The organism is Dysgonomonas sp. Marseille-Q5470, from assembly GCF_951230145.1.
Taxonomy (GTDB): Bacteria; Bacteroidota; Bacteroidia; order Bacteroidales; family Dysgonomonadaceae; genus Dysgonomonas.
In genome coordinates, this window is record NZ_CATNVE010000011.1 from 56,916 (window position 1) to 71,038 (window position 14,123).

The following is a 14,123-nucleotide window of genomic DNA, read 5'->3' on the forward strand; positions in this document are numbered from 1 at the left end:
TTCAATTCTATATCTATATTATTTTCTGTAAAAATATCATCAATATTAAATTGATAGTCTTTTTATTTTGCATATTCAGAGATAATAGAGTTTAAATTATCTATATGAATTTTCATACTGAAATTTTCATAAATATTCACTCTTCCCTTTTCTCCCATCTCTTTTGCTTTAAGTTCATTTTCTAATATATATATCATGTTTTGAGCCATGCCGTCAACATCATGTTCTTCTACAAGTAAGCCTGTTTCCCCATTTATTATCACGTCAGGGATTCCTGCATGTTTTGTTGATATTACCGGAAGAGCCGCAGCAGAGGCTTCAATAATAGCAACTGGGGTTCCTTCCATATCGCCATCGATTGCTGTTACGGAGTGTTGCACAAAAGCTCGAACTTTCTCATAATAGCTCATCAATTCTTGATGTTTGGCTTGCCCTATAAATATAATGTTTTCTTCGATCTTTAGATATTTTGAAAGATTGATACATGTATTTAGTAGTACTCCATCTCCAGCCATATATAGTTTAGCCTTCGGAAACTTCTCTAACACCTTTTTAAAGGCCAGTATTGTAAGATATGGTGCTTTTTTGTCAACAAAGCGGCCGATAGATAGAAATGCTTCTGTCTTATATGAGGGGGTAACGGAGAAGAAATTATCTTCAGGACCATAGGTGATATACTTTAGCTTCTCAGGAGGGCATCCTATTTTAATTAAATCCTGTTCCATTATTTTAGAGACAGCTATGATGACTGAGGCATATTTAAACATTTCTTTATAAGCATCCCTGTATTCCTCTAAAACTCTTGTCATCGAAGCATCATATCCATGGAAATGAACAATAAGTGGTAATCCCATTTTTTTGCAGATGTCCATCATTGCATATCCTGTAGGACCATATTCTGCATAAACAATATTAATTTTTTCCCTTTTGAAGCTTTTTTCTAATGCTTTATATTCTGGTGATGGAATATTCTTTATCTGAAATACATTTGCTTTAATATAATCAGCTAATCTTTCTTTGGATGATATCCACAAATGACCACTTCCTTCTAGATATGTCGGGAAGTGCCCACCATAATAAAACTTCACATTTCCTTCGAAATTTTTTTTATGGTTTTGAATGAATGTTTCTGAATATGCATTCAAGTTAGGTGAAATTAGAGCTATATTTTTCATAAAAGTCTATTTTGTAGCTGTGGCAAATAAATTAGGGATCATCAGTCCTTCGTAGAAATTCGTAGGTACAGTATCTTTTTTAATTAAAAATTTTATGATTGGTTTTAGAATCTTGGACAGGATTTTTTGTTTTTGACAAGAAATACCACTTCTTTTGACCCATAATCCTAACATTTGTGCCATACTTGCATGCCATCCTCCACTAGATTTAACTTCAATATTTCTGAATCCGACATCTTCTAAGAGCCGTCGTAAAGCAAACGGAGTGTATCTATATTCATCATGTGGTGTTTCATGTAGTGGCCATAAGAAGGGAACAGTCAGCAGAATATATCCATCTTTTTTCAATACCCTGTACATTTCTTTCAATACTAGCTCGGGCGTAGGGCAGTGTTCTAACACTTCTGTAGCTAAAAGTGTATCATAACTCTCGTCCTTAAATGGCATTTCTTTGCCATCCCATGTATAGTCAGGTTTTATTATAGTGTCGTATTTCATAGCAGTCTCTATATCAAGACCTATATATGTATTCACTTCACTATTTTCTAATATATACTTCTTATATGGCATTTTACCACATCCTACATCCAATAAGGTCCCCTTTAATGATGGTAAAGTATTTTTAACTACATTAAAAATAAAGCTACGCATTAAATATCTATCCAAATTATCTGAGGTAAAAGGAATATTAATAAAATTATCGTATGGTTTCTTATTTGCCATTATCTATTTTTTTTACATCCCATATAGAGTCCTCTACATAAGTCGCATTTCTTGGGCCCCAATAATAATCACGAATTTCTCCAAAAACTTTAACCTCAAAAGGAGTAATATTTTCTATGGTTTCATATTTTTCTCGAGATATCCTATCTGAAAAATGAACGACCAAACTATATGTCCCCGGGTATAGATGTACGAATGGAATAGAAGATTTTAACCTATATATTCCTTCTTCATCACAAAAAGGGTTTTCTTCATATAAGTTCAATATATGGGTTATCGGTACCCCTTCACTATTAAGTACCTGGTAGGAGACAGCTGCTGACGGTATTCTGTAGGGAGTATGAACATCGATAATAATATCCATCGGTTTCCCAAATTGTTGAATATTATTATTGTGAGATGTTTTACATTCAACTTTAATCACATTCGGTTTGTTATTATTTATCTTGCGTTGATATATATTCTCTTGAGTTCCACTCATAGATAAATATTTCTGAATAACAATATCCGTTCTGTCATAAGCACAAACCTGTCCATTTTCTAATAAAACACTGTTCTGTGTTAATGTGGAAACAGATTGCATATTATGACTTACAAACAATACTGTACGACCATCTCCTTTCGACACATCTTGCATCTTGCCAATCGCTTTTTTCTGAAATTCGGCATCTCCTACAGCCAATACTTCATCCACAACGAGTATTTCGGGTTCCAAATGTGCTGCAATCGCAAAGCCAAGACGAACTGTCATACCCGAAGAGTAACGTTTAACAGGAGTATCTATATATTTCTCTACACCTGCAAAATCTACAATCTCATCTAGTTTTCTCTTTATTTCAGCTTTAGTCATTCCCATGATTGAGCCATTCATGAAGATATTTTCACGACCGGTCATTTCGGGGTGAAATCCTGTTCCTACCTCCAATAGTGATGCTATCCTACCTTTAGCTCTAATTGTTCCGGTAGAAGGAGATGTTACTCTCGATAATATCTTAAGCAAGGTTGATTTTCCTGCACCGTTTTTACCGATTATGCCTAACACTTCTCCTTGTTTTACATCAAAAGTTATATCTTTAAGTGCCCAGATATATTTGCTGCTAGCCTTTGATGAACGGTCATTGACTTCTCCTATTTTCAAATAGGGATCATCCTTGCCTCTTACAACATGCCACCAGCGGTTTAGGTCGTGTGCTATAGTTCCTGTGCCCACTAATCCTAAACGATATTGCTTAGATATATTTTCAAATTTTATTGCGATGTCTGACATATTCAGATTTGTTTATTTCTGTTGTTTTTGATATTTATATAATCTTATCTCGGCACATGTATCGTACCATGCCCAGAAAAAAGATAATAAGAGTCCATACAATCCGTCTTTATACCCTTTCATCTTGAGAAAACAGGAGTGAAAAGCTTTGAATGGACGTTTTATGATACCTTTTTTTGAAGCAATAAATCCCATGAAATTTCTTGATTCAGCTTCCATTTTCAAGTATCTTAAATGTTTTTCCCGCAATTGAGAAAAACTGATCATCCAATAATGATGATCTATATTTTTTCCATTGTATGCAATCCAAAACGGTTCATAAGGAGGAAGTACGGTTCTGCCCGCATGTACTACGCCTGTCATTTTACATCTGTCTTTGTGAAACAATAGCATACGGGAGTGAATACCGCCCCAGCGTGTTCCTTTCAATGGATGCTTTTTGTAATAATATATACAAGGAACGAGTATTGCTCCAATATTATCAGGGATTCCTTTTTCAAAAAGTGCTGTTATATCTTTATATAGCTCAAAGCTAATTCGTTCATCGGGATCTATTATAAGTATCCAATCATTTTTTTCCGATTTGTAATACTCTGCAACAATAGCTTCGCCTAGCGGTACCCTTTTATGCTCTATGATTTCATTACTATATTGCTTCGCTATTTCTATCGAATTATCATTAGAGCCTTGATCTACATATTTTATATTCTCGCAAAAAGAAATTGATTTAAGGCAATCTTCCAAAATGTATCCTTCATTGTATCCTGTAACAATGGCGCTGAAAGGAAGCTTTTTGTATGTATTAACATTGTCTACCATATTTGCCAATCTATGTCTATACTTATACATTTAGCAGAATCCATCCTCATGCCTAGATACATCCCCGGATTTGAACCAAAAGTCCCTACGAAAAATGTACTGTTGTTTAGCACATCTAATGATGCAAATAGATTTAAATGTGCTTCTTTTATTATAGATTTATTTTCTTTTTTGAATTTAGTATGGTCGTACCCTTGCTCAGACTCTTTACAGAATGTGAATATCGTCCACTCTTTATATTTATTCCTTATTTCAGATATTACTCTAAAATCATCAGTTAATATAAAAGTATTCTTTATATTACTTATATTTTCTGCTCTATTCAGATAACTTGATGTTTCGACTAAATCTTGTTCAATATGCTTATCTCCGCGCCGTATATGAAAACCGATATAATCTTCTGGTAAATTTAGTAATCTTATTTTATTTTTTATCTCCGGAGCAGTTATTTCATTGTATTGCCATGTTAGTGAGATTAGCTCTCGGCATGCATCCTTTAATGAACAGTTTATAATTCCAATCTCTGGAATATTATATATGTTTTTTTCGTTTTTTCTGTCCCTAAGCAGCAGCCATAAGTCCTGAGATAGAAAATTTATTCCATTAAATACCTTATATGCCTTAATTTTCAGTTTGTCTTTTATCCCTAATCTTTCTTGGATGAAATCGTAGTTTCTAAAGTTATATTTTTTGTGAAAATCATCGTTAGTTTCGTCACAAAAAGGGAAAAAATAGTCAGTCCACCCGTATTGATACCCGAAATTAGCATCTTCAGAATATAGTATAAATTGGATCTTGTGTGTTAGGCAGTATAACATTGCTAATATCATATTGTTATACTCTGAGAAGAATCCTGCATCATATCCCAGATGAAAAACGAATTTTCTCTTGAAGGATTTATTTAGAGCATAATATTTTTCTCTCATTTCTGTAGCTTCCATCACACTACATCAATAAAGCTGCGTTCTACTTTGTTAAATACCCATGAACCGAGAATGATGACTATTATTGTAACAACAAAACTATAGCTGAGCCAAAACCAATCAACTGTACCTGCTCCCATAAATCCATATCTTAATGTTTCTACGATAGATGTTAATGGATTCAGCTGTATAAGCCACATATATTCTTCATATTTTTCTTTCATTACTGAGAGTGGATATATTATTGGTGTTGCATACATCCATAATCCGGTTACAAAACCAAATAGGATAGCCATGTCTCTATACTTTGTTGTAACAGACGATATTATGATGCCAAACCCCAGTCCCAATCCGGCTAGCATTAGAACCAATAACGGAAAAGAGAGAATATATATATTAGGCTTGATGTCTGTGCCGTTATATACAAAATAAAAATATACGGCAAGGAATAGTCCTAGTTGGATTATTAATCGTACTAAATTGGAAATAACACTTGATATAGGAACTACTAATCGAGGAAAGTATACTTTGCTGAATACTCCGGCGTTACCGAGGAAGGTTCCTGAGGCTTTTCCCATACAGTCAGAAAAGTATCCCCAACATAATATTCCAGATAGGTAGAACAATGGCTGAGGTAGTCCATCCGTTGGTATTTGGGCTATATTTCCAAATACAAACATATACATTATTGTAGTAAATAGTGGTTGAATGATGAACCATAGAGGGCCGAGTACAGTTTGTTTGTATATAGTTACAACATCGCGGCGAACGTACATTTGTAATAAGTCACGATATTGCCAGACTTCTTTTATATTAAGGGAAAAATTGCTTCCGCGCGGTTTGATCTCTATATCCCAATGTTCTTTTTCAGTTTCCATTTAGATATTATATTGTTTCTATATTTGTTTGTGTGATTTTGAGTGTGCAAAGATAGTTATTTTTAATGTTAAAGATCTTTAAATAAAAAATAACTATAATAAAAAAACCCGTATGAGTGTATTACCTCATACAGGTTTCATAAATCTTAACTGTCGCTGGATTATTTTTTTACAGCAGTAGCTACAGAGTCAGCAGCAGCTTGAGCAGCAGCAGCGATTGAGTCAGCTTGAGCTTTAGCAGCAGCTTCAGCAGCTACTTGAGCTTCAACAGCAGCTAAAGAGTCAGCTTTAGCCTTAGCAGCAGCTTCTTCAGCAGCTTTGTTATTACATGATGCGAAAGAGATTGCGATAGCAGCAACAGCAAATAAAACTAATTTTTTCATTTTCTTTTCTATTAAAACTTAAACGGTAAATGTATTTGAGTTATAATTTCTGATAACACGATGCAAATATATACATATTTCTTTACATGTTGTACAGCACAATTATATTTTTTTTAGTGTTTTTTTTATTTTTTTCTGAGGGGGGGACTTTTTTACTGTTGCATTGATTGTAATTGTCTAATTATCATATAGATATCTTTTTATGCTTTTTTTAGGAGTTTTTTCAAATTCACTCGGGTAAATTTGTACTGCCGATATATTTTCGTATGCTGCAAGCATCTTATTCAGGTTTTGCCTGTTTTGTTCCATTATTGCCGGCAACATTTCGTGATCTACATGGGCGGCATCCATAGTTTCATAATCAGGATGAGCTAATGCAACCAATTTACCATTTCGCTCTACGACGAGGCTTTCCAATACGAATGGCATATTGTTAAGCTTAGATTCTATTTCTTCCGGGAATATATTCTGTCCATTAGGGCCTAGCAACATCGTTTTGCTGCGTCCTCTTATGAAAATTGTGTTATTTCTATCTATAGTTCCCAAATCTCCTGTTTTCAACCAGCCATCTTCAGTAAAGGCTGCTTTTGTAGCTTCTTCATTTTTGTAATAACCTTTCATTACATTTTCTCCCCTTACCTGTATTTCTCCTACAATATTATATGGGTCTTGCGAGTCTATGCGGACTTCCATAATATTATCTAATATCCTACCGCAAGATGTGGGTATAAAATCGTAATGATGTTCGTATGAAATTAAAGGAGCACATTCTGTCATACCATAACCAACCGTAAATGGAAATTTTATTTTGTGAAGAAAGGCTTCCACTTCTCCATTTAGAGCTGCACCACCAATGATTACTTCATGAAAATTACCACCTAAAGCATCTATTAAGCCTTTTCTTATTTTTGCATAAATCTGATCCTTTACAATCGGAATTTTCAAGGCCATTTTTATTGCAGGCTTCTCTATTTTAGGTAAAATTGCTTTTTTGTATATTTTTTCAATAACAAGAGGTACTGTTATGATAAGGTGTGGTTTTATTTCGGCAAAGGCCTCTGTCAATATTTTGGGCGAAGGAGCTCTTCCTAGTAGTGTCGTATGCGAGCCTTCGGTCAAGGAGTACAAAAATTCAAACGCACAGCCGTAAGCATGCGCCAGTGGAAGAAAAGAAACGATATCTTGTCCTCTGAATAGTAATTTCAGATATTGAGCATGAGTTATATTTCCGGCAAGGTTATTGGCTGTAAGCATAACCCCTTTGCTAAAGCCTGTTGTTCCCGAAGTATAATTAATGAGTACTACTTCCGAGTTATCTACTTTAGTATAATTGATATCATTAGGAGAGTAACCATTGAGGTACTTCTCCTTCATTTTCTTGTCTAACTCTTCTACTGCCAGGGAAAGCTTTTCTCCTTTTCCCTCGTGCAAGCAAGTAAGCTTGAAATCATTAATAGAGAATACTCCTCTTACTCCCGGTATATGATCTTCATCCAGAGAGTCCCATATATTATTGGCTGTGAATAGTAATTTTGATTCAGAGTGATTGATTATATGCTGTATATTGTCTGCATGGAAATCCTGTAGGATAGGTACAATGGTAGCACCATAAGTGATAACGGCAAGATAGGTAACACACCAAGGAATATTATTTTTGCCAATAAGAGCAACTTTATCTCCTTTTGCTATTTGAGCATCATCCAGTAATATGTGTATTCTAGCTATTTCACGAGCCAGATCTTTATAATACAATGTTTTTTTTTCGGAATAGTCAGACAAGCCCTTCAAGTCCCAATTGTTTCTAAAACTGTCTTCATATAAGGTTATTAGATTCTTGTCAATCATGATTTGTTGCTCATTTTTATAAATTTTGTGCAAAAATAGAGACTATCATCATAATCTACAACTATTTTATATGTAAAGTTTCACGTAATTGTGTAGTTTTGTACTCTTTTTATATGACAATAATTAATAAATTGCTTGTAGAACAAAGTTATTTATTTCAATATTATTAAATTAGGTTCTGTAATATACAATGATAGATAATTCAATTTTTGAGAATAAAAAAGCAGCCTATCTCACATTAGGCTGTAAATTAAACTTTGCAGAGACATCAGCTATCGGGCGACAATTGTCCCAAGTTGGTGTTCGTAGATCCAGAGATGGGGAAGTTGCAGATATATGTGTTATAAATACTTGCTCGGTAACCGAATTTGCAGATAAGAAGTGTCGTCAGGCTGTACGTAAAATGATTAAAGAAAACCCCGGTGCTTATGTTATAGTAACAGGATGCTACGCTCAGCTTAAACCCGAAGATATTGCGGGTATAAAAGGCGTGGATATTGTACTGGGATCGGAGCAGAAGCTTGATGTAGTAGCTTATCTTGACGAACTAAAGAAAAAAGATAAAGGGGTAGTACATACTTCTAAAACGAATAAGATAAAGTCATTTGTTCCATCGTGTTCGCAGGACGATCGTACCCGCTATTTTCTGAAAGTACAGGATGGGTGTGATTACTTTTGTTCTTTTTGTACCATTCCTTTTGCCAGAGGACGCAGTCGTAATGGTTCGATAGAAAGTATGGTACAGCAGGCAAAAGAGGTTGCTGAAAAAGGCGGCAAGGAGATTGTTCTTACAGGTGTAAATATAGGAGACTTTGGTAGAACTACCGGCGAAACTTTTTTTGACTTGGTTAAGGCTTTAGATGAAGTGGAAGGTATTGAACGTTATCGGATTTCATCAATAGAGCCGAACTTGCTTACCGATGAGATTATACAATTTGTAGCTCAATCAAAACGTTTTGCGCTTCATTTTCATATCCCTTTACAGTCGGGTTCGGATGCTGTGCTTAAATTGATGCGTCGCCGCTACGATACTGCATTATTCAGGCATAAAGTAGAAAAGATTAAATCTGTAATGCCTGATGCATTTATCGGAGTTGATGTTATTGTTGGTACAAGAGGCGAGACTGATGAATATTTTGAAGAAGCAAAAGCTTTCTTAGAAAGTCTTGATTTTTCACAATTGCATGTTTTTACATATTCTGAACGTCCGAATACACAGGCTTTGAAAATAGATCACGAAGTAGATCCTAAAACTAAGCATGCACGTTGTAAGGCTCTACTAGATTTATCAGACGAAAAATTACAGGCATTCTATCGGTCGCAGCAAGGTACAAAGCGAAAAGTGTTATTTGAGCATACTCAACATGATAGCGTTATGTATGGCTTTACTGAGAATTATATAAAAGTAGAAACTCAGTATCATGCACATAAAGCGAATGAAATAAAAATGATAACTTTGGGCGATTTTAATTCCATAAAAACAGCTCTTACTGAGATCTGAAGATGAATAAGATATTATATTATATATTGTATATCTGGATGTATTTGCATGCGCTGTTACCATTCAGAGCATTATATATTTTATCTGATTTTCTCTATTTTCTAGTATATAAGGTTATTCGTTATAGATTGAAAGTCGTACGTATCAATCTTAAAAATAGCTTTCCCGAGAAAACCGATAAAGAGTTGCACGTTATCGAGAAAGAATTTTACCATCATTTTTGCGATTACTTTGTAGAAACACTAAAACTATTACATATCTCTGATGAAGAGATGCAGAAGCGAATGGTTTTTGAGAATATGGATATAGTGAAAGATTTGATGAAGGATGGAAATTCTGCCTTAATGTTCTTAGGGCATTATGGTAATTGGGAATGGGTTCCGTCAATCACCATGTCGTTTCGCAATAAAGAGGATCAAAATAAGCTTTTAGGACAGATCTATAGACCTTTGAAAAATAAAGCTACCGATGATTTGTTTCTCAAGATACGTAGCCGGTTTGGTTCGTTCGGAATAGCTAAGAATGAAACCTTGCGTGTTATTGTAAAGCTAAGAAAGGCAAAACAGCAAATATTAATAGGCTTCATGGCCGATCAGACACCGTCTTTTCACAATATACATTATTGGTCAACTTTTATGAATCAAGAATCTGCTATTTTTACAGGCGTTGAGCGTATTGCAAAACAAACCGGATTTGCTGTCGTTTACCTTGATATGGAAAAGGTGAAAAGAGGACATTATAAAGGAACAGTAAAATTGATTTCGGATAAGCCCCAGGATGCCCCCGAATTTTATATAACAGAAACTTATATACGAGAGATGGAAAGAACCATTCTGCGTAATCCTGCTTATTGGCTATGGACTCACAAGCGATGGAAAATGACTCGGAAGGAAGTTGAATTAGCACAACATAAATGAAAAAAATAGCAATTGTTATTCTTAACTGGAACGGGAAAAAATTACTAGAAGAGTTTCTTCTTACAGTTGTACGGTATTCATCTTTTCCTGATGTCGAAATTGTTGTGGCTGATAATGGTTCCACAGATGATTCTTTTTCTTTCTTAGAGACATCATATCCTCAAATATCATTGATAAGATTATCTGAAAACTATGGTTTTGCAGGAGGATATAATATTGCATTGAAAGAAGTAGTTGCCGAATATTTTGTTATTCTCAATTCTGATGTTGAAGTAACCGAAAACTGGTTAAAGACGACTATATCCTATCTGGATGAAAATACAGATGTTGCTGCCGTTCAGCCTAAGATATTGGCTCAACGAAACAAAGCTAGTTTTGAATATGCAGGAGCTGCGGGTGGATTCTTAGACAAGTATGGTTATCCATTTTGCAGAGGTCGTATTTTTCAGAAAATAGAAGAAGATCATCATCAGTATGATACGCCAATAGATATTTTATGGGCTACGGGAGCTTGTCTCATTATACGTTCTGCAGACTTCTTTGAAGCAGGAGGGTTCGACTCATCCTTTTTTGCACACATGGAAGAGATTGACCTCTGTTGGAGGTTGAACTCAAGAGGCAGGCGTATTGTTTGCTTACCTTCTTCGGTTGTATATCATGTTGGAGCCGCTACATTGAAAAAGGAAAATCCCAGAAAAACATTTCTCAATTTCAGGAATAACCTTATAATGCTTTATAAAAATCTGCCTCAGGATAACTTAAAGAAAGTGATGACTATACGGCTGATCTTAGATTATATAGCAGCGTTCCAATTTGCTGTAACAGGAAAGTATGCTAACGCAAAAGAGGTTGTTAGAGCCCATAAAGACTTTTATAATAATAGGAAGATGTATCGGTCTGCAAGAAATGAAAACCTTGAAAAAATGATTGTTGAATACCCTGCAACTATCTACCCGAGAAGTATTCTTGCTGCTTATTATCTGAGAGGAATAAAGTTATTCTCAAATTTGAAGTTTGGACGTTAAGCTCTTCAACTGCAATTAAGTTTGATATTTCTTATCTGAATTTTCTTTTTTCTTGTATATTTGGACTGTATTTATACTGCGTAACCCAATGAGAAAGATTGTATTTTCTTTTGTCTTGTTATTGTTGGTTTCTGTGGCTCTCAAGGCACAGGAAAAGCAAGATACGTATATAGATATGGCAGTTATCTATCATGGGGATACGATTGCTATTATGAACCTCAAGCCGGTTTATATATATGCTCCAATAAAATTTAAAAATAACAAGCAAAGACAGGAATACTCAAAACTAGTAAGGGATGTCCGCATAGCATACCCTTATGCAAAGATGATTACAGCTGCTATTGTTGAAACTTATGAATATATGCAATCCTTGCCCAATGATAAAGCGAGAGATAAGTATATGAACGATGTGCAGAAATATATGATGGAGGAATACAAACCCAAGATGAAGAAAATGACCAAGAATCAGGGTAAGGTGTTAGTGAAGCTTATCGATCGTCAATGTAATACCTCGTCATATAATATTGTAAAAGCCTTGGTTGGTAGCTTCAAAGCCGGTGTATATAATGCTTTTGCCGGATTGTTTGGCAATAGCCTGAAAACAGAGTATGATCCTGAAGGTAGAGATGCCGAAATAGAAGCCATCGTTACTCAGTTGGAACAAGGTACATTAGATTATTATTATTCCATCAATTATCATGGATATAAATGATTGATAGCAATTAGATTATATAAATAAAACAGCGACAAGCCCTTTTGAGTTTGTCGCTGTTTTGTATATGAGGATAACTATCTTCTTATAGCTTATTAATTAGGCTTTTAGGAACATAGAATGTGTCGTTCTTGTCTATGTATACAGTCACTGTACTTAACGAGATTGGCTGATTGTTGAGATAAACTACCGACTTGAACGCAGGTATAGTTAACGTCATATTTCCTTTCTTCACTTTTAATAGAGGGAAATCAGTAGACTTATCGATGCTATACTCTAATCCTTTGAAGACTTCTGTGTGTTTAGCAAAGACTTCTTCTGTCATATCTTTCAAAGATGTTTTGAGCCCTATAGCGTCAGATAGATATTGGTTTATTTCTACATTCGTATTCATACCTATAGGCAGATCACCATCAGGATGATAAGCTGCGAGAAATACTTCTTCGCCGGTATGTCCTCCCGTTGTGAAACCGAAATATGTATGTTGATTCATTATATTGATAATACTCGAACCCATATTCACGCTGTTGCTTACTTTCATATAGTCAGCTTCTTGATAGTTCTTAGAACTGAGAAGTAAGTTTAATTCATCGTCGTTCAGGTCTATATTCGTATATTCTTTAAATATGCTTTTGAAATCTTCCGGTTTCGATTTTAATAAGATACGCTCCAAACCTTCTCCTGTTTTTTTGTATTGCGATACATTTTTGAATAGTTGATCGATGGTTGCTTTATCATAGCTTTTCAGGTCTCTACGACCAATTGTGAATCCGCTATTTCCATGATCGGGAAGAACTATTACTGTTGTTTCTCCATTTTTGCGGGCAAAATCCATAACTGTGGCAACTGCTTTGTCGAATGCTAAATATTCTGTAATACAGCCTACTGCATCGTTTCCGTGAGCAGACCAGTCTACTTTACTGCCTTCTACCATCAGGAAAAAGCCGTTTTCGTTCTGAGAAAGCCTGTCGAGTGCTTTTTTAGTCATTTCATTCAGTGACGGAACTAAAGTAGAGTCTCTGTCGATGTCGTAAGGTAGCTCTCTTTCTCCGAACAATGCCCAAACTTTATCTTTTCCATTAAAGTTACGGAAAGCTTTTAAATCATCCTGAATAAGTCTGGTTCCCGTGTTTTTGAAATGTTGTTTAATGTCGTCAGTAAGTATAGAATTACCACCACCAAACATGACATCTAAGTTTTGATATGCCATTTGTGATGCGATATATTCATATTTGCCTCTGGCATAATAGTGTGCAGAGCAGTCTGCGGGTGTTGCATGCGGGAATTCCACCGTAACAACCAATCCCGTAGCTTTGTTTTGTTGATGTTTAGCAGCTTCCAGTATTGTAGCTAATGGTTGGTAAGCTTTTGCCGGATCTACAGGTACTAAGTCATTTTGAGGATCGGCAACAGGATAGATCGATACATTACCTGTCTGTTGGGGCATACCGGTCATATAACAAGAAGTTGTAGGAGCCGAGTCTCCAATGGGAGCATTTGATGAAAATGTTTTTACAGTACCGCATAGATAAGGGTCGATAGCTAAATTGTTGCTTCCAAGCTTGTTGTAAATCTGATACCAACGTGCGGCAGAAACTACACCGATAGATGTTCCGTCAGGTATCATCACAATCACATTTTTGGTAGGTCTGACATGCTTGCGGTACTGCTGTTGGGCATATATCGCGGTCGAAAAAATCAGCAGAAGCAATAAGACCGTACTTGTTTTTCTCATGTTGGGAATATTTTGAATGATTAATAAATTGAAAAAGTATACCAAAGTTACAAAATATGTTTGCATCGCAAAGACGCTGGATAATAATTTAAAGCCATTTCAAACCTTTTGTAAATAACACAAAAAAAGAGTTTGTTTTTAATGGTTATAATTCATTTAAGTCGCACTTTTTATTGTACGTGGGTGTTACTTTTTTATGGTTTTGTATATTGTTGTACAT

Annotated in this window: 13 protein-coding genes; 4 read left to right on the forward strand and 9 right to left on the reverse strand. The window is 35.2% G+C overall.

Going from position 1 to position 14,123, the window contains the following annotated elements; translation table 11 throughout:
* Positions 1–62: 62 nt before the first annotated feature.
* From QOX35_RS14910 to QOX35_RS14945, 8 genes are all read right to left on the reverse strand, one after another.
* Positions 63–1,175 (reverse strand): glycosyltransferase, encoded by a 1,113-nt coding sequence (locus QOX35_RS14910; protein ID WP_283687603.1) that lies wholly within the window; start codon positions 1,173–1,175, stop codon positions 63–65.
* Between the two features lie 6 nt (positions 1,176–1,181).
* Complete coding sequence (locus tag QOX35_RS14915; RefSeq protein WP_283687604.1) at positions 1,182–1,898, reverse strand: class I SAM-dependent methyltransferase; 717 nt, start codon at positions 1,896–1,898, stop codon at positions 1,182–1,184.
* The gene (locus QOX35_RS14920; protein ID WP_283687605.1) at positions 1,888–3,165 is read right to left on the reverse strand and encodes an ABC transporter ATP-binding protein; all 1,278 of its coding nucleotides are present in this window, start codon (positions 3,163–3,165) and stop codon (positions 1,888–1,890) included. Before QOX35_RS14920 ends, QOX35_RS14915 begins: the two co-directional genes overlap by 11 nt.
* A gap of 12 nt (positions 3,166–3,177) precedes the next feature.
* Complete coding sequence (locus QOX35_RS14925; protein ID WP_283687606.1) at positions 3,178–3,984, reverse strand: glycosyltransferase; 807 nt, start codon at positions 3,982–3,984, stop codon at positions 3,178–3,180.
* A complete protein-coding gene (locus QOX35_RS14930) occupies positions 3,978–4,925 on the reverse strand; it encodes an O-fucosyltransferase family protein (protein WP_283687607.1) in 948 nt (315 codons plus the stop codon). Before QOX35_RS14930 ends, QOX35_RS14925 begins: the two co-directional genes overlap by 7 nt.
* Positions 4,925–5,785, reverse strand: a complete 861-nt coding sequence (locus QOX35_RS14935; RefSeq protein ID WP_135104369.1) for an ABC transporter permease — start codon at positions 5,783–5,785, stop codon at positions 4,925–4,927. Before QOX35_RS14935 ends, QOX35_RS14930 begins: the two co-directional genes overlap by 1 nt.
* A 161-nt stretch (positions 5,786–5,946) precedes the next feature.
* Complete coding sequence (locus QOX35_RS14940; protein ID WP_006843518.1) at positions 5,947–6,168, reverse strand: hypothetical protein; 222 nt, start codon at positions 6,166–6,168, stop codon at positions 5,947–5,949.
* A 177-nt stretch (positions 6,169–6,345) separates the two neighbouring features.
* Positions 6,346–8,013 (reverse strand): AMP-binding protein, encoded by a 1,668-nt coding sequence (locus tag QOX35_RS14945; RefSeq protein ID WP_283687608.1) that lies wholly within the window; start codon positions 8,011–8,013, stop codon positions 6,346–6,348.
* Between the two features lie 190 nt (positions 8,014–8,203).
* Between QOX35_RS14945 and mtaB the strand changes: the two genes are divergently transcribed.
* From mtaB to QOX35_RS14965, 4 genes are all read left to right on the forward strand, one after another.
* A complete protein-coding gene (gene mtaB / locus QOX35_RS14950) occupies positions 8,204–9,514 on the forward strand; it encodes a tRNA (N(6)-L-threonylcarbamoyladenosine(37)-C(2))-methylthiotransferase MtaB (RefSeq protein ID WP_283687609.1) in 1,311 nt (436 codons plus the stop codon).
* Positions 9,515–9,516: 2 nt separating this feature from the next.
* On the forward strand, positions 9,517–10,431 hold the full coding sequence (locus QOX35_RS14955) for a lysophospholipid acyltransferase family protein (protein ID WP_283687610.1): 915 nt from the start codon (positions 9,517–9,519) through the stop codon (positions 10,429–10,431).
* Positions 10,428–11,456 carry a glycosyltransferase family 2 protein gene (locus QOX35_RS14960; protein WP_283687611.1) on the forward strand — a complete coding sequence of 343 codons (1,029 nt, stop codon included), beginning with the start codon at positions 10,428–10,430 and terminating at the stop codon, positions 11,454–11,456. Before QOX35_RS14955 ends, QOX35_RS14960 begins: the two co-directional genes overlap by 4 nt.
* Before the next feature lie 88 nt (positions 11,457–11,544).
* Positions 11,545–12,168, forward strand: coding sequence for a DUF4294 domain-containing protein (locus QOX35_RS14965; protein WP_283687612.1), 624 nt, complete (start codon positions 11,545–11,547; stop codon positions 12,166–12,168).
* A gap of 85 nt (positions 12,169–12,253) precedes the next feature.
* On the opposite strand, the gene QOX35_RS14970 is transcribed toward QOX35_RS14965, so the two are convergent.
* Entirely contained in the window at positions 12,254–13,903 is a 1,650-nt protein-coding gene (locus tag QOX35_RS14970) for an alkaline phosphatase (RefSeq protein WP_283687614.1), read from the reverse strand.
* Between the last annotated feature and the right edge of the window lie 220 nt (positions 13,904–14,123).

Excerpts from the sequence above, each read along its gene's own strand:
- QOX35_RS14910 (WP_283687603.1), bottom strand. The coding sequence starts at position 1,175 with ATGAAAAATATAGCTCTAATTTCACCTAACTTGAATGCATATTCAGAA.
- QOX35_RS14915 (WP_283687604.1), bottom strand. The coding sequence starts at position 1,898 with ATGGCAAATAAGAAACCATACGATAATTTTATTAATATTCCTTTTACC.
- QOX35_RS14920 (WP_283687605.1), bottom strand. The coding sequence starts at position 3,165 with ATGTCAGACATCGCAATAAAATTTGAAAATATATCTAAGCAATATCGT.
- QOX35_RS14925 (WP_283687606.1), bottom strand. The coding sequence starts at position 3,984 with ATGGTAGACAATGTTAATACATACAAAAAGCTTCCTTTCAGCGCCATT.
- QOX35_RS14930 (WP_283687607.1), bottom strand. The coding sequence starts at position 4,925 with ATGGAAGCTACAGAAATGAGAGAAAAATATTATGCTCTAAATAAATCC.
- QOX35_RS14935 (WP_135104369.1), bottom strand. The coding sequence starts at position 5,785 with ATGGAAACTGAAAAAGAACATTGGGATATAGAGATCAAACCGCGCGGA.
- QOX35_RS14940 (WP_006843518.1), bottom strand. The coding sequence starts at position 6,168 with ATGAAAAAATTAGTTTTATTTGCTGTTGCTGCTATCGCAATCTCTTTC.
- QOX35_RS14945 (WP_283687608.1), bottom strand. The coding sequence starts at position 8,013 with ATGATTGACAAGAATCTAATAACCTTATATGAAGACAGTTTTAGAAAC.
- mtaB (WP_283687609.1), top strand. The coding sequence starts at position 8,204 with ATGATAGATAATTCAATTTTTGAGAATAAAAAAGCAGCCTATCTCACA.
- QOX35_RS14955 (WP_283687610.1), top strand. The coding sequence starts at position 9,517 with ATGAATAAGATATTATATTATATATTGTATATCTGGATGTATTTGCAT.
- QOX35_RS14960 (WP_283687611.1), top strand. The coding sequence starts at position 10,428 with ATGAAAAAAATAGCAATTGTTATTCTTAACTGGAACGGGAAAAAATTA.
- QOX35_RS14965 (WP_283687612.1), top strand. The coding sequence starts at position 11,545 with ATGAGAAAGATTGTATTTTCTTTTGTCTTGTTATTGTTGGTTTCTGTG.
- QOX35_RS14970 (WP_283687614.1), bottom strand. The coding sequence starts at position 13,903 with ATGAGAAAAACAAGTACGGTCTTATTGCTTCTGCTGATTTTTTCGACC.